The following is a 14,787-nucleotide window of genomic DNA, read 5'->3' on the forward strand; positions in this document are numbered from 1 at the left end:
ATCGTGCGCTGGATTTCCCGCGACGCCTTTTCATGAGTTCCTCGACACTCCACATGTCACTCCCCGGCCACTCGCATGGAGATGCCGTGCGTCTGGAAGGCATGATGCCGATGGATTGGGTGGATACGCTCACTCCGGCCTCGGCGCTGGCCGATGTCATGGCCGACAACGCGACCTTGCTGCGCGCCTTGCTGATGCTGGACGAACCGCATGCGGAATCCGAGGCCGAATCCGGTCGCAACGATCCCATCCATCACCTGGAACACCGTATCGACTTGCTCCTGCTGATGGCGAGCACGGCACTGCGCGGCATGAACGCCATGCCGATGGAACGGCCCTGCGTCCTTTCCGCCCATCGCCTGCACTGGGGCAGCGAACAGGCCATCGGTGTGGGGCAGAGGGTGTGGGCGCGCATCTACCTGCGTCACCGCATCGCCTTGCCCCTGATGCTTCCGGGGCAGATCGTCGAGGAGGCGGTTTCGGGAGATCTGCTCTGGCATTCCATGGACATCGAGCCGCTGGAAGAATCTCTGCAAAACGATCTGGAGCGATTCATCTTCCGCCATCACAGGCGACAGATCGCCAGGCAGCGCTCCACGCTCTGAGCGCCCCCAGGGCCGGGTTGCGCCCAGCCCGCTCCCCGTGGGGGTCAAGGAAACTTGGGACGGCCCGGCGTTTCCTTGAGAGCGTCCCGGGTGCAGCGGGCCGCCCCGCCTTTTGCGAGGCGCGGGAACCCCGGGGAGCGGCCAGGCGCGTGCTTGCGAACCGCGCGGCTCACGCCGCCTGACCTTCGCGTTCCGATTGGCATCCTGAATCCGTATCCGCACTGCCATGGCCCGCAAGAAAGCCCATGAGGAACACGAGAACCATGAACGCTGGCTCGTGTCGTATGCCGATTTCATCACCCTGCTGTTCGCTTTTTTCGTGGTGATGTATTCCATCTCCTCGCTCAACGAGGGCAAATACAAGGTGTTGTCGCAAACCCTGGTCGCTGCGTTCACGGGCCAGCCCACCGCGCCTGACCCGATCCAGACCGGCCAGCCATACTCGAATACGCCGAGCGTGGTCGATCTGCCGCCGCTGCCCAGGCCGACCAATATCGCTGCGGTGCCGACCGCCGCGCATCCGGCGCCGGGCCAGCAGTCCGGCCATGAATCGATCCCGCGCGATCCGGTCCGGCTGCGTCTCGAACGCATCGCGCAGGTCATGGCGGCGCGCCTGGCCAGCCAGATTCGAGAAGGCGAGGTCCAGGTCCGCATCACCCCTCTGGGCGTGGCCATCGATATCCACGACAACCTATTGTTCGCCTCGGGCCAGGCCAATCTCTCGCCCGGCGCCCAAGCCCTCCTGCTGCGCGTCACCGACGTGCTCAGCGGACTGCCTTACCAGATCCAGGTCAACGGCTACACGGACGACAAGCCGATTCACACGGGCCAATTCCAGTCCAACTGGGCGCTGTCGGCGATGCGCGCGGTTTCCGTCGTGGATATGCTGATCCAGCAAAACGTCCCGCCCGGACAGCTTGTTGCGGCGGGTTATGGGCAATATCATCCGATCGCCTCGAATGCCACGCCCGAGGGACGCGCTGCGAATCGGCGCGTCAGCATCGTGATCGTGTCGCCCGAGAAGCCCAGCGACGACGCGCTCGTCCCGCTCGTCGTGACCGGCCAGCCGCCATCCGGCACCTGGACGATTCCGTCCCCCATCACCGCCAAGAGCCCTTCGTGACCGACCCACTCGATGCCATCCAAAACCGCTTGCGCTGGATCAATCGAGGCATTTTGCTGGCGGCCATTCTGGTGCTTGGCGGGCTTTCTGCGCTCGCGATCCGAACCCTGCAAGGCCCCAGGACCCAGACCAAGGTCGAGAAGGTGAACTTGCCCCAGGTGGCAGCCCATCGGGCATCCGCGCCGCTCGCGTCCGCGCCAGCTCCTTCGCACTCCCGTGCGCCCGAGAGCGGTGCGTCCAGGCCCCTACCGGCTCGATCCGACAGCTTGCCCGCTAACCGGGCTTCGCGCCCTGGCTCGGCGCCGGCCCTCTCGGCCCCGCCGTCGGCATCGGGAGCAAGTTCGCCGGGACGCGGGCCGTCCAGCCCAGCCAAGTCCGATCACCGGACGCGGCCGGCGGGCAACGCCAGCCCCGCGCCCGCTGCGTCTCCAGGACCGAGCGCCAAGAAGGCGCGCCCCCAAAACGAGCTTGGCCATGCCCGCGTGGCCGAACCCAAGGCCCCGGGCCACCACAAGGCGCGTCTTGCGCGGACATGCGAACAGGTCGGCTGGTATGTGCAGGTCGGCGCCTTCGCGGAAGATGTGCGATTCGAACGGCTGAGAAGCCGTTTGTCGCGCGCGGGCTTCGAAACGTGCAAGGCGCCCCAGACGCCTCAGAACCTGCGCCTGCTGCTGGTCGGTGCCTACCCCACGCGCGAACGGGCGGATCAGGCGCGGATGCGCCTCGAGAAGCTGATGGGCAGCGCCGGCTATCTACGCCATTTGCCCGCGTCGAACCACGCACCCTGACCGGACCATCGGCTCGGCTTTCGAACGCTTCGGCATTCTTTTGGCGCCGGATATGGCGATGCTGTTCGCGTCAGGCGCAGCAAGTGCGAAAATGCGCCTCAAATGAGCGGATCCACTTTGCAAATCGACGAGACAACGACGCTCGATCCCCAACTTCTGGGCGACAGCCCAGCCGTGGTGGCGTTGCGCGCGCTCATCCGGCGCGTCGCCGCCACCGACAGCACGGTGCTGATTCAGGGCGAATCCGGAACGGGCAAGGAACTGGTTGCGCGGCTGCTGCACGCCTGGTCGCCCAGGGCTTTCCGCCCGTTCGTCGCCGTCAACTGCGGCGCGATTCCGGGCGAGTTGATGGAAAGCGAACTGTTCGGCCACGAACGCGGCGCGTTCACGGGCGCGCAAAGCGCGCGCAAGGGCCGCTTCGAACTGGCGGGACGGGGCACGCTGTTTCTCGACGAGATCGCCGAGATGAGTCCTGCCCTGCAGGTCAAGATCCTGCGTGTCTTGCAAGAGCGGTGTTTCGAACGGGTCGGGGGCTCGGAGACGATCCAGGCTCCGGCGCGCATCGTCGCCGCCACCCACCGCGACCTCGAGCAGCAGATCCAGCTCGGCCGGTTTCGCGAAGACCTGTTCTACAGGCTGCATGTCGTGCCGATCCAGATCCCGCCGCTGCGCACGCGCGGCGACGACATCCTCCTGCTTGCCGAACAAACGCTGCGGCGGCTGGATGCCTCGGGACTGGGCGTCATCCGCCTGGGTGACGGCGTCGAGCGCGCGCTGCTTGACTACCACTGGCCGGGCAATGTGCGCGAACTGCAAAACCTGATGGAGCGCCTGGTCATCATGCACGCGGGAGCCACGGTCCATGTGCGCGATCTCCCCGCGAAAATGCGCGCGGAAACCAATCCGGGCATCCCGGCGGCCGATTCGCCCTCCGACGCAGATGACGGACTGCAGGATCTGATGCGATCGGTGGCGGAGCCCTCCGACCCGCTTCTGCCGCAGCAGGGCCTTGACCTTCGTGCCTACCTCGAGCGCATCGAACGTTCGCTCATCGAGCAGGCGCTCGCGGCCAGCGGCCATGTGATCGCGCATGCTGCCGGAAAGCTGGGCTTGCGGCGCACGACCCTGGTCGAAAAAATCAGGAAATACGGCCTGCGCGCGGAAACCTGAAGGAGTTCTGCCCCATGTCCGGCCGCCCCAACGCATGCAAGCGTCAAGTTTCAGACTTTGCGCCATGCGTCAGTCAAGGCATTGACGCTGCGCGGACGGCACGGCAGGACCGGCGCCCGGATCTGCGTCCGTCGTCAGCAGAATTGAGCCGGCACTGGAATTGCTTATCGGACGAAGGAGGCGCTCGAGACAGGCCGCACGTCGCGGCTCGCATATCGTCGTCCGCCGCACTCCCGGACCCTCGACCGCTCACCTCGACAAGCCTCGCATGACCCTTCCACGCATCTTGCTGCTGGTCCGAAATAGGGCCGTGGCTGAAATTTGCCAGCAGACCTTGGCCCAAGCCGGCTATTCGATCCGGCACGATCCCGCCGTCCCGGCCGCGCCAGGAGACGGCGAGGACTGGCAAGCCGATCTGGTCATCGCCGAATGGGGGGCGTCAGCCGATTTTCAGGCTCGGCTGGAGCGGATGCGCCTGGACGATCCCCGTCTGCCGGTGCTGCTGCTGGCCGGAGACGCCGACTTCGCGACAGTCCAGGATCGAGGCTATCAACGCCTGCCGCTTCCGCTGAAACCGCTCGACCTGCTCGGGAAAATCGACGCCATGCTGGATGGGACCGCCAGCGCGCCGCGCCCATCGGGCGTGACCTCGGATGCGCCCGGCCTGGTGGCGCAGTCGCCTGCCATGCAAAAGGTTTTGGAGATGGCGCGCCGCGCCGCGCAGACCGATGTGGGCATCATGCTCCTCGGGGAAAGCGGCGTGGGCAAGGAGGTGGTTTCCCGCTTCGTCCACCGCAGTTCGCCGCGCGCCCAAGGGCCGTTCATCGCCATCAACTGCGCGGCCATTCCCGAGACGCTGCTCGAAGCCACCTTGTTCGGCTATGAAAAGGGCGCGTTCACAGGCGCATCCCAATCCGCTCCCGGCAAGTTCGAGCAGGCGCAGGGAGGAACGCTGCTGTTGGACGAGGTGACGGAAATGGCGCCCGGCCTGCAGGCCAAGTTGTTGCGCGTGCTGCAGGAGCGCGAGATCGAGCGCGTGGGGGGGCGCAAGCGCATTGCGCTGGATCTGCGCATCGTCGCCACCAGCAATCGCGAACTTCAGCAGGCCGTGCGCCAGGGGGTGCTGCGCGAAGACTTGTTCTATCGCTTGAGCGTTTTCCCCCTGCGCATTCCGGCGCTGCGTGAAAGGCGCGAGGACATCCTGCCGCTGGCCAACTCCATGCTTGCGCGCTACGCGGGTCTGTACGGACTGGGGCAGCCCCCGCGTCTCGACCAGGCGGCGCAACATGCCCTGCAGCACTACGACTGGCCCGGCAATGTGCGGGAGCTTGAAAACGTGATCCAGCGCTCGGCCATCCTTTGCCTGCAGGGCGTCATCACGGCCGGCGACCTGCTGCTCCAGTCTTCGGCGTTCGCGCCGGCGATCCAAGCCACGCCTGCGGCCGTCGAGGCTTCCGCCTATGGCGATGGAGAAACCCCGGCCATTCGCGATCTCGACGCCGAGTTGGCCGACAATGAACGCAAGCTGATCGCCGATGCGTTACGCGAATGCCACGGATCGAAAAAGCAGGCCGCCGAGCGCCTGGGCATCAGCCCGCGTACGCTGCGACACAAACTGCAGCGTTTACGCGAGTCCGGCGTGGAGTTGCCCTATGCGCACGATGGTTAAGCCGGCATGGGATCATGCGCGCCTGGAATGGGTTTTGCTTCTCTAGGGGTAAGCCGACGGATTTTCGACGGGCTGACGCACCGAGCTGGAGGAGGGCAGGATGACAATCGATCGCATGCAGGAACTCGTTGGGCAAATGCGCGCGCTGGCCGCCGAGGCCGCCGCCAAGCCCGGCGCGGCGACGTCGGCAACCGGCACGGCGGCATCGCAACAAGTCGATTTCGCGGCCACGCTGAAGTCCGCGCTCGACGAGGTCAGCCAGCAGATTCAGCAGGCCGATGCCATGCAGCAGCAATTCTCGGCTGGCCAGTCCAATCTGAGCTTGAGCGATGTGATGCTCGCGTCCCAGAAGGCCAGCTTGTCCTTTCAGGCCGCGCTCCAAGTCCGCAATAAGCTGGTTTCCGCTTACCAGGACATCATGAATATCCAGGCTTGAACCTGGCACAGGAGCCAGGTTCAAGATCATGGCGCTAAGACCCGCAGCCGCCCCACGGTTTCACCGACGACACCCTTCTCATGGCCACGACTGACACCGCCATGCCATCCCCGGCCCTGCAGCAAGATCTGTTCGGAGCCTTCCGCCGGATGAGCATGAACCAGCGCTTCACCCTGCTGGCCGGCTTGGCCGCTCTGGTGGCGCTCATCGTGGCCATCCTGCTGTGGAGCAAGAATCAGGGCTACCAGGTTCTCTATACCAATCTGTCCGAACGCGACGGCGGATCGGTGATCGCCGAGTTGCAGAAACTCAATGTGCCGTACAAGATCACCGACGGCGGCGCCGTGATCCAGGTTCCTTCGGATCAGGTCTATGCCACGCGCATGAAACTCGCCGCGGATGGCCTGCCCAAAGGCGCCGGCGTCGGCTTCGAGGTGCTCGACAACGAGCCGATGGGAACCAGCCAGTTCGTCGAACAGGTGAATTACCAGCGCGCCCTGCAAGGGTCGTTGGCGCGGACCATCCAGTCGCTTTCGGCCGTGGAGTCGGCCACGGTGCATCTGGCCATTCCCAAGCCATCCGTATTTCTGAGCGAGGCCGAGAAACCTTCGGCCTCGGTCCTGCTCAAGCTGTACCCGGGGCGCGTGCTCAGCGGCGCCCAGGTCGCCGGCATCGTGCACCTGGTGTCTTCTGGGGTTGCCGGGCTCAGCGACAAGAATGTCACCGTGGTCGACCAGGACGGCAATCTGCTCACGACGTCCAGCCACAACGACACCGGCATCGAACCGAGCCAACTGGCTTACCGCAACGCGATCGAACAGCAATATCGCAAGCAGATCGAATCCATTCTCTCCCCCATCGTGGGCCATGATGGCGTGCGCGTTGCGGTGTCGGCGGACCTGGACTTCGGCAAGACGGAAACCAGTTCGGTGTATTACGGCCAGGGGCACCTGCTCAGCCAGCAAACGCAGTCCTCCCACAGCACCGGCAGCGGCAATGTGCCGGCCGGCGTGCCCGGCGCGCTCAGCAACCAGCCGCCAGGCGGGGTGACGGCGCCCTTCGCGGTCGGCTCGGCCTCGGCACCGCTGACACCGCAGCAATTCGCCCAGATCACGCCCAGTCTGAAAGCCCTGGCGCCCACGGCGGCCAGCAGTTCCGCCACGTCGAACTATGACCTCGACAAGACGGTCAGCCATACGCAGCTTCCCGTGGGGACCGTCAAGCAGATTTCCGTGTCCGTGTTGGTCAACGATCAACCTGGAGGCGGAACCGGCGTGGCGTCCAAGCCGCGCGCCATGAGCCCGCAACAGCTGGCCCAGATCAAGCAGTTGGTGGAAAACGCCATCGGTTACAACGCGCAGCGCGGCGACAAGGTCTCGGTGGTGAACATGCCGTTCTCCGCGCAGATCATGGCTGCCGAGCAGGCCTTGCCCTGGTGGCGTTCGGCATGGTTGTGGGATGGCGTGCGTCAGGGCGTGCCCTATCTGGTTGCGCTCATCCTCGGTTTGTTCATCTATCGCGCCGTACGCAAGCTAGGCGCGGGTCGTGGCGCCGGCACGGAGCCCGCCGGAGGCGGCGGGGAGGGCGCCAGCGAGGCTGGACCCGCGCGCCAAGGCAGGCCGCAGGCCGAACTGGCTCCCGATGTGGTGCATATCGGCCACGATTTCGAATCCGATGCGGCCATGTCGCGGGAACTCGTCAAGCAGGATCCACGCAGGGCGGCCCAGGTCGTGAAGGAGTGGCTTGCCGATGGCCAATGACGACGAATTCAAGGGACTGGACCGTGCCGCCGTGTTGCTGCTGAGCCTGGGGGAAGACCAGGCGGCCGAGGTGATGAAGCACCTTGCACCGCGCGAAGTGCAACGCCTGGGACTGGCGATGTCCAAGCTTGGTCGAGTCAGCACCGATCAGGCCCACGCCGTGATGCGCGAATTTCGCGAGAAGCTCGAGCGGCAAACCTCCCTGGGGCTCGGCGCCGACCAGTTCCTGCGCGGCGCACTGACCAAGGCGCTGGGAGGGGATCGCGCCAACTCCTTGATCGAGCGCATTCTCCACGGGGGCGAGTCCAGCGGCTTGGAAAATCTGAAATGGCTGGAACCGCGCGCGATTGCCGAACTCATCAAGCTCGAACATCCGCAAGTGATTGCCCTGGTGCTGTCGTATCTGGAATCCGACCAGGCCGGTGAAGTCTTGCATTTCCTACCGCCCAGGCAGGCCAGCGAGGCGTTGCTGCGGCTAGCCAATCTGGACGGACTTCAGCCTGGCGCCCTGCGCGAGCTCAACGATGCGCTCGAGGAAACGCTGTCTGGTGAATCCCAAGGCGTGCAGGTCAGCGCCATGGGCGGACCGAAGGTCGCTGCCGAGATTCTTAACCAGCTCGACTCCACGCAGTCGAACAGCATCATGGAGTTCCTGCGCTCGCAGGACGAAGAACTCGCCAACAAGGTGCAGGACCAGATGTTCGTCTTTGACGATCTGATCAATGTCGACGACCGGAGCATGCAGACGTTGTTGCGCGAAATCTCGTCCGAAACCCTCATTCTCGCGCTCAAGGGAGCCAATGCCGCGCTGAAGGAGAAATTCCTCGGCAATATGTCCAAGCGCGCGGCCGAGATGTTGCGCGACGACCTGGAGGCCAAGGGCCCGGTCAGGCTGTCCGAGGTCGAGGCGGCCCAGAAGGAAATCCTGCAGATCGCGACGCGCCTGGAGTCCGCGGGGCAGATCCAGCTCGGCGGCAGCAGCGCGGAAGCCTTGGTCTCGTGACCGTCCCCTCCCACCACTCTAGGCTGTGATGAGCGACATCATTCCGAAGGAATCCGCAGCACAGGCCAGGGTGTGGCTGGCCCCCGAACTGGGTTCGTCGCCAGCGGCCCGCTCGCGGGATGCCGATTTGCGCGACGATTCCCCGATCAAGCTGCCCACGGCGCAAGGTCTCGAATCGGTGTTCGATACCGCGCGCGCGCAGGGCCATGAGGAGGGGCGGCGTCAGGGCTGGGCCGAGGGCCACGCGGCCGGACTGGAGGCGGGGCGCGCCCAAGCGCAGGCGGATCTGGCGGCCCTGCGTGCCGTCCTGCAGCGGCTCGCGGCTCCCGTGCAGCAACTGGAGTCGGACCTGGAAACAGCGGTTGTCGCCTTGGCGCTCGAGATTGCGCGCCAGGTCGTGACGCGCGAACTCCATGCCCACCCCGAGCAACTGCTGGAATTGCTGCATCGCGCGCTCTCGGCATTCCCGGCCCACGCGGGGGTACCCTGGGTGCGGCTGCATCCCGATGACGTCAAGCTGCTGCAGGAACTCGCCCCCGACTTGGAAACCGGCGGCGTGAGCCTGATCGCCGACCCAACCCTGCAGCGCGGCGACTTGATGTTGGCCTCGGGCTCCGATGCGCAACGCGCCACGCCGGATCGCCGCTGGCGCCCGCGCAGCGGGCACGATACGCAGTCCGAATTGGATCTGCGCATCGAGGAGCGCTGGCGCCAGGTCATGGCACGTTTGTTCGAGGAAGGATCGCTGTGAGCCAGGAGACCGGTGCCAGCGAGCAGGACGCGCAAGGGCAAGCCTGGGCTCCGTCCCAAGCCGGGCAATCCGCCTCGCAAGCCCTGGCCCGCGTGCGCACGCTGCACAAACGCCTGCTGGCGGCAGGTGAATTGCCCATTCAGCCCAGTGGCAGCCTGGTTCGCGTGCGCGGACTCATCCTCGAGGCGCAGGGGCTGGACATCAGCCTGGGTACGCGCTGCACCATCACCGCCGATGGTCACCGCCGCGTCGCGGCCGAGGTCGTGGGGTTCAACGGCGACCATATCCAGCTCATGGCCTCGGGCGAGATGCAAGGCCTGGCCCCCGGCGCCCGGGTCACCCCGATTCCCGGCGATTTGCGCATTCCCGCCGGCATCGAATTGTGTGGCCGCGTGCTCGACGGAAGCGGCAAGCCGCTCGACAGTCATGGTCCCTTGCTCGCTTCGGCATTCACCACCCTGACGAGCGCGCCGATCAATCCCCTGGATCGCGCTCTCGTGCGCAAACCACTGGATGTGGGCATACGCGCCATCAACGCCCTGTTCACCGTGGGGCGAGGCGCGCGCATGGGTCTGTTCGCCGGCAGCGGCGTGGGCAAGAGCGTGCTGCTGGGCATGATGGCGCGCAATACCGACGCCGACGTGATCGTGGTCGGGCTCATCGGCGAGCGCGGACGAGAGGTCAAGGAATTCATCGAGGACATTCTTGGCGAGGCGGGTCTGCGCCGTGCCGTGGTGGTTGCCGCGCCTGCCGATGCGCCCGCGCTCTCGCGCATCCGCGGCGCACGGCTGGCCACGGCCCTGGCGGAATATTTCCGCGACCAGGGCCAGCACGTGCTGCTGCTGATGGACTCGCTGACCCGCTATGCGCTGGCCTTGCGCGAAGTGGCGCTGGCGGCGGGAGAACCCCCTGCTGCGCGCGGTTTCCCGCCCTCGGTCTTCGCCAAGCTTCCGGCACTGGTCGAGCGTGCCGGCAACGGGCGCGAAGGCGGTGGAAGCGTCACGGCCTTCTACACCATTCTGATGGAAGGCGACGACCAGCAAGATCCGATTGCCGACAATACGCGTGCCATCCTGGACGGCCATATCGTGCTGAGCCGGCGGCTGGCCGAGCAAGGGCATTTTCCGGCCATCGATTTGCAGGCGTCGATCAGCCGCGTCATGCCGAACCTGACCGATGCCGAGCAATTGCGGCGCATGTACAAGCTCAAGGAGCTGGATTCGCGGTATGCCAGTCAACAAGATCTGATCGCCGTCGGCGCTTACACCCCGGGCAGCGATCCGAATTTGGATCTGGCGGTCCAGGCCCACGCCGGAATCCGGTCATTTTTGCGCCAAGGGATGCATGAAGCCGTCAATCTTCCGACGAGCCAGTCCATGTTGGCGCAACTCATGTCGCCCTACCTGGGGTAGACAAGGGCTGCGCTAGGCCAGGCACAATGCTAGGTTTCAAATATGCCGCACCGCAACGCCACACCCCAGCGCATCGAAGCGCTGCAGACGCTCCACGCCCAAGCCGCCGAGCTTGGGCAGCAAATCGCCCTCGCCCTCAAGCAACTCAAGGCCCAGCACGAGCAGGCCATGCAAAAGCATGACAGCTTGCTGAGCTATGCCCAGCAATACCGGCAGCATCTGCAGGCGATCGAGGCCCAGGGAGGCGACTGGAGCAAGGTGCGCGACCTGCGTGCCTTCATCGCCAAGGTCGGCGCCGCGCTGGCGGCCCAGCAAGCCGAGATCAACCGCCTGCAGACTCTGCATGCCGAGCAGCAGCAGGCTTGGGCCTCGGCGCGGCAGCGTGAGAAGGCTTATGAACTTCTGCTCGCCCAGCAGCATGTTTTCGTGAAGGCGCATCAGCAGAGGCAGGCCCAGCACGAGATGCAGGAATGGGCCTTGAGCCCCCAGTCGCAGTTCTCGACGACGACGCAGCAGCCGACCCGGTTCTGAACACTGTAAGGCGGTCGGACCTCTTGCGGAGCCGGCGACTTTGGCGGCAGAGGCTGGCACGACAGGCTGGCGCGGCTCTTGCTTGATTCGATGCGAAGCCACGAATGAATCTCAGCATGACCACCATATCCGCCACCTCGCAAGCAACCGGCTCCGGACCGCCGGGTTCCGCCGGCACGACCCAGGGTTCGAGCCAGGCAGGCGATGGGCAACCGGCGTTTTCCGCGGCGTTGTCACAAGCCCAGGGACGCGACCAAGCGGCGCAGAGCCAGGATTCCGGCGCCTCAGCGTCGGAAAAGGTCGCGTCGCCACAAGCCGCCGCGGATTCGAAGCGCGGCCAGGACAAGGCAAGGCCAGCCCCGAAGCACGCCGAGCAGACGGTTCCCGGACTCCAGCAAGGCGCGCTTCCCGTTTCGGGTTTGCCGCTGAATCCGCAAACCCTTGCCCCGCCGGGGTCGGAGTCGGGGGCGGCAAATTCCGTCACGTCGGTCGGGAGCGGCAAGACTTTGCCGCCCGGCGGCAGCCAACTGGCGCTTGCATCGCCGCTTTCATCCCCAGGTTTGCCGCAGGCCCTCGCCCCATCCGCCGCCGGGCAACATGGCTTCGACGGCAATCCCGCCAGGAAGCCGGTCTCCGATTCGCCGTCGCAGACGAACGCCTCTGCGGAAGCCGGCCCCGGCGGGACAATCCTGCCCGGCGCAAACGGCAGCCATCCGGCCCAAGGCGATCTTTTCCAAGCCGCGATGACCACTTACAGCGAATCGAAATCCGCCAATGTTCGTGGCGCGGAAAAATTGGCTCAAGCCATGACTGGCGTGCTGACCCAGGATCGGGGCGGGCAGGCCAAGGATGGATGGGCTGCGCAACGCGCCGACGCGGCGACGCCTCCGGCGAGCGCGCCCACCTCATTTGCCGCCACGCTCATGCCGGGCGCCGCCCCCATCCCCTCGACGTCGGCTTCGGCACAGCCCTATACGGCATCGCTGCACACGCCAGTCGGTGGCGCGCCATGGGGGCAGGAACTCGGCCAGCAGTTGCTTTTCGCCGTCAATGGCCAGCAGCAATTGGCGACCCTTCATCTCAACCCGCCCCAACTCGGTCCGCTCGACGTCCATCTGACGTTGCACAACGGACAGGTGGACGCGCAGTTCGTCTCACCGCATCAAGCCGTCCGCCAGGCGCTTGAGAGCGCCATGCCGCAATTGCACGATCTGTTTACAGGTGCGGGCCTGACGCTGATGCAAACCTCCGTCAACGCGGGCGGCCATGGGCGCGGCGCATTCCAGAACCGTCCCTCGAGAGCCGGAATACAAGGGGTCGAGTCGGGCAGTCTGCCAGCGCAAGCCGGGCCGCAGCCGGGTGGCGCGGCGGCGTCGGACTGGAAGCAAGGGTTGGTCAATACTTATGTGTGATCTGGACGTCATGCTCAATTTCACGGGATTCGTGCCGTTTAGAGCATCAAGTTCGGCATGACTTCTGGAGCATCGATATGGCAGAAAAACCGGCCAGGGCCAAAGCAGGCAAGGGCAAATGGATCATCGTCGCGGCCTTGGTCGTGGTCATTCTGGGGGGAGGAGCAGGAGGTGTCTGGTGGTTCATGTTGCGGCCCAAGCCGCAGCTTTCCGCCCAGCAACTGGCGGCCCAGCGCGAAAAGCTTGCGCACTACATTAGTCTGGAGCCTTTCGTCACCAACGTACTCAGCCAGGATGGCAACACGCACTATCTGCAAGTCAAGATCGATCTCAAGACCTACGAACCCAAGGCGGACGAAGAGGTCAAGACCATGACGCCCGAAATTCGCAACACCATTTTGCGCATCCTTGCCTCCCAGGAGGCAAGCAAAGTCAGTACGGTCGCGGTTCGTGAGCAGTTGCGCAAGGAAATCCAAGGGGCCATCAACCAGCTGTTCGCGCGTGAGTCGGGCAATGCCGCGCATGGGGCCTCGCCTGCCAAGCCTGCGACCGGCGAGAAGGGGCCGATCGCAGGGGTCTATTTCACGGCTTTCGTGGTGCAGTAATGGTCAAGGACGTTCTGTCACAGGATGAAGTCGACGCTCTACTCCAGGGTCTGAGCGGCGACGAACCTCCCGTGGAACAGGAACCCGCCGATCCCGGCGGCATACGTCCGTACGATCTGTCGAGCCAGGATCGGATCGTGCGCGGGCGCATGCCCACGCTGGAGGTCATCAACGAGCGTTTCGCCCGCCTGTGGCGGGTCGGCCTGTTCAATTTTCTCCGGCGCACGTCTGAAATTTCGGTGGCGTCGGTCCGGCTGCTGAAATACAGCGAGTTCATTCGCACTCTGGTGGTCCCAAGCAATTTGAATCTGGTGCAGATCAAGCCGTTGCGCGGCACGGCGCTGTTCATCTTCGATCCCCGCCTGATTTTCAGCGTCGTGGACAATTTTTTTGGCGGCGATGGCCGTTTTCATGCACGTATCGAAGGACGCGACTTCACTCCCCTGGAGCAACGCATCATCGCGCGCATGCTGGACATGGTGTTCAGGGAATATAAAACGGCGTGGAAGCCGGTTCTTCCCCTGGACATCGAAGTCATGCGCTCCGAGGTCAACCCGCAGTTCGTGAATATCGCAACGCCCACCGAGGTGGTCATCGTCTCGACCTTCGATGTGGAAATCGAAGGCGGCGGCGGCAGTCTGCATGTCTGCATCCCCTACAGCATGATCGAGCCGATTCGCGATCAGATGACCACGGGCATGACCACCGACCGCAGCGAGGTCGACCATCGATGGATGCAGGCCCTGCAAAACGAAATACGCGAAGCCGAAGTCGAAATGCGCGTGGAACTCCTGCAGCGCCCCATTCTGGTCCGCGAACTGCTGCAGATGCGCGTGGGCGATGTTCTGCCCGTCGACATGCCCGAAACCGTCGTGGCGCGCGTCGATGGCACTGCGGTGCTGACGGGTGAATTCGGCCAGCGCGGCGATCACATGGCCCTCAAGGTGCGACAGCGCCTGTTGCCCGAATCGACCCATGCGCGTCCGCTGAACGTTTTAGGGCGATGACCCGCACCGCACTCCATCGATCCCCTGCTCAATACCCTGGATACACCATGGCTGATGAACCACGAAGCCCCGACATGACCGCCGGCTCGGAAACCGACGACTGGGCCGCAGCAATGGCCGAACAGGTCACGGAGGCCGCGGCCGAGTCCTCCTCCGCCGAAGCCCGCGCCGAAATCGGGGCGGCTGTGCAACGGGCGTCATTTCCTGAATTGCGGCCAGAAGCCGGCAACGCTGGGGATCTGAACCAACTCGACCTGGTCATGGACATCCCTGTGACCCTGTCGGTCGAACTCGGGCGGACCAAGATCCAGATTCGCGAGCTTCTGCAACTGGCCCAGGGTTCGGTCGTCGATCTGGACCGCCTCGCAGGCGAGCCGATGGACGTGCTGGTCAACGGTTTCCTGATCGCACGCGGGGAAGTCGTGCTGGTCAACGACAAGTTCGGCATTCGCCTGACCGATATCGTCAGCCCTGCGGAACGCGCCCGGCGGCTCGGATAAATCGCCAGGCAAGAT

15 protein-coding genes are annotated in these 14,787 nt (G+C 64.9%); all 15 read left to right on the forward strand.

The genetic code is table 11. The annotated features are described in order from the left end of the window. Window positions 1–53: 53 nt before the first annotated feature. The 15 genes from THIARS_RS14980 (at window position 54) to fliN (ending at window position 14,772) form a co-directional block, all read left to right on the forward strand. Complete coding sequence (locus tag THIARS_RS14980; RefSeq protein ID WP_245845942.1) at window positions 54–605, forward strand: PilZ domain-containing protein; 552 nt, start codon at window positions 54–56, stop codon at window positions 603–605. Between the two features lie 226 nt (window positions 606–831). Further along, window positions 832–1,728: a flagellar motor protein MotD gene (motD, locus tag THIARS_RS14985; RefSeq protein ID WP_094161591.1), complete on the forward strand. Its 897-nt coding sequence runs from the start codon at window positions 832–834 to the stop codon at window positions 1,726–1,728. Window positions 1,729–2,210: 482 nt separating this feature from the next. After that, a complete protein-coding gene (locus THIARS_RS18690; protein WP_186436701.1) occupies window positions 2,211–2,516 on the forward strand; it encodes an SPOR domain-containing protein in 306 nt (101 codons plus the stop codon). Between the two features lie 102 nt (window positions 2,517–2,618). Further along, window positions 2,619–3,686 carry a sigma-54 interaction domain-containing protein gene (locus tag THIARS_RS14995; RefSeq protein ID WP_094161593.1) on the forward strand — a complete coding sequence of 356 codons (1,068 nt, stop codon included), beginning with the start codon at window positions 2,619–2,621 and terminating at the stop codon, window positions 3,684–3,686. A gap of 268 nt (window positions 3,687–3,954) precedes the next feature. Further along, window positions 3,955–5,355 carry a sigma-54 interaction domain-containing protein gene (locus THIARS_RS15000; protein ID WP_094161594.1) on the forward strand — a complete coding sequence of 467 codons (1,401 nt, stop codon included), beginning with the start codon at window positions 3,955–3,957 and terminating at the stop codon, window positions 5,353–5,355. A 100-nt stretch (window positions 5,356–5,455) separates the two neighbouring features. Then, window positions 5,456–5,791 (forward strand): flagellar hook-basal body complex protein FliE, encoded by a 336-nt coding sequence (fliE, locus tag THIARS_RS15005; RefSeq protein ID WP_094161595.1) that lies wholly within the window; start codon window positions 5,456–5,458, stop codon window positions 5,789–5,791. An 80-nt stretch (window positions 5,792–5,871) separates the two neighbouring features. Beyond that, entirely contained in the window at window positions 5,872–7,551 is a 1,680-nt protein-coding gene (gene fliF / locus THIARS_RS15010; protein ID WP_094161596.1) for a flagellar basal-body MS-ring/collar protein FliF, read from the forward strand. Beyond that, window positions 7,541–8,554 (forward strand): flagellar motor switch protein FliG, encoded by a 1,014-nt coding sequence (gene fliG, locus THIARS_RS15015; RefSeq protein WP_094161597.1) that lies wholly within the window; start codon window positions 7,541–7,543, stop codon window positions 8,552–8,554. The genes fliF and fliG overlap by 11 nt, the downstream gene beginning before the upstream one ends. Window positions 8,555–8,582: 28 nt before the next feature. After that, window positions 8,583–9,305: a FliH/SctL family protein gene (locus THIARS_RS15020; RefSeq protein WP_094162169.1), complete on the forward strand. Its 723-nt coding sequence runs from the start codon at window positions 8,583–8,585 to the stop codon at window positions 9,303–9,305. 101 nt (window positions 9,306–9,406) lie between these two features. Continuing rightward, a complete protein-coding gene (locus tag THIARS_RS15025; RefSeq protein ID WP_425444262.1) occupies window positions 9,407–10,717 on the forward strand; it encodes a FliI/YscN family ATPase in 1,311 nt (436 codons plus the stop codon). A 42-nt stretch (window positions 10,718–10,759) separates the two neighbouring features. Beyond that, window positions 10,760–11,248: a flagellar export protein FliJ gene (locus THIARS_RS15030; protein ID WP_094161599.1), complete on the forward strand. Its 489-nt coding sequence runs from the start codon at window positions 10,760–10,762 to the stop codon at window positions 11,246–11,248. 116 nt (window positions 11,249–11,364) lie between these two features. Beyond that, entirely contained in the window at window positions 11,365–12,660 is a 1,296-nt protein-coding gene (locus tag THIARS_RS15035; RefSeq protein ID WP_186436702.1) for a flagellar hook-length control protein FliK, read from the forward strand. Then, window positions 12,657–13,265, forward strand: coding sequence for a flagellar basal body-associated FliL family protein (locus THIARS_RS15040; protein WP_141202436.1), 609 nt, complete (start codon window positions 12,657–12,659; stop codon window positions 13,263–13,265). Before THIARS_RS15035 ends, THIARS_RS15040 begins: the two co-directional genes overlap by 4 nt. Then, window positions 13,265–14,272, forward strand: a complete 1,008-nt coding sequence (gene fliM, locus THIARS_RS15045) for a flagellar motor switch protein FliM (RefSeq protein ID WP_094161602.1) — start codon at window positions 13,265–13,267, stop codon at window positions 14,270–14,272. Before THIARS_RS15040 ends, fliM begins: the two co-directional genes overlap by 1 nt. Window positions 14,273–14,319: 47 nt before the next feature. Further along, window positions 14,320–14,772, forward strand: coding sequence for a flagellar motor switch protein FliN (gene fliN / locus THIARS_RS15050; RefSeq protein ID WP_141202437.1), 453 nt, complete (start codon window positions 14,320–14,322; stop codon window positions 14,770–14,772). The last annotated feature ends 15 nt before the right edge of the window (window positions 14,773–14,787 follow it).

It is taken from the genome of Thiomonas delicata (genome assembly GCF_900088825.1).
In the GTDB taxonomy this organism is placed as follows: domain Bacteria; phylum Pseudomonadota; class Gammaproteobacteria; order Burkholderiales; family Burkholderiaceae_C; genus Thiomonas_A; species Thiomonas_A delicata.

Coding starts and splice junctions, on each gene's coding strand:
- THIARS_RS14980 (WP_245845942.1), top strand. CDS start 54: ATGTCACTCCCCGGCCACTCGCATGGAGATGCCGTGCGTCTGGAAGGC.
- motD (WP_094161591.1), top strand. CDS start 832: ATGGCCCGCAAGAAAGCCCATGAGGAACACGAGAACCATGAACGCTGG.
- THIARS_RS14995 (WP_094161593.1), top strand. CDS start 2,619: ATGAGCGGATCCACTTTGCAAATCGACGAGACAACGACGCTCGATCCC.
- THIARS_RS15000 (WP_094161594.1), top strand. CDS start 3,955: ATGACCCTTCCACGCATCTTGCTGCTGGTCCGAAATAGGGCCGTGGCT.
- fliE (WP_094161595.1), top strand. CDS start 5,456: ATGACAATCGATCGCATGCAGGAACTCGTTGGGCAAATGCGCGCGCTG.
- fliF (WP_094161596.1), top strand. CDS start 5,872: ATGGCCACGACTGACACCGCCATGCCATCCCCGGCCCTGCAGCAAGAT.
- fliG (WP_094161597.1), top strand. CDS start 7,541: ATGGCCAATGACGACGAATTCAAGGGACTGGACCGTGCCGCCGTGTTG.
- THIARS_RS15020 (WP_094162169.1), top strand. CDS start 8,583: ATGAGCGACATCATTCCGAAGGAATCCGCAGCACAGGCCAGGGTGTGG.
- THIARS_RS15030 (WP_094161599.1), top strand. CDS start 10,760: ATGCCGCACCGCAACGCCACACCCCAGCGCATCGAAGCGCTGCAGACG.
- THIARS_RS15035 (WP_186436702.1), top strand. CDS start 11,365: ATGACCACCATATCCGCCACCTCGCAAGCAACCGGCTCCGGACCGCCG.
- fliM (WP_094161602.1), top strand. CDS start 13,265: ATGGTCAAGGACGTTCTGTCACAGGATGAAGTCGACGCTCTACTCCAG.
- fliN (WP_141202437.1), top strand. CDS start 14,320: ATGGCTGATGAACCACGAAGCCCCGACATGACCGCCGGCTCGGAAACC.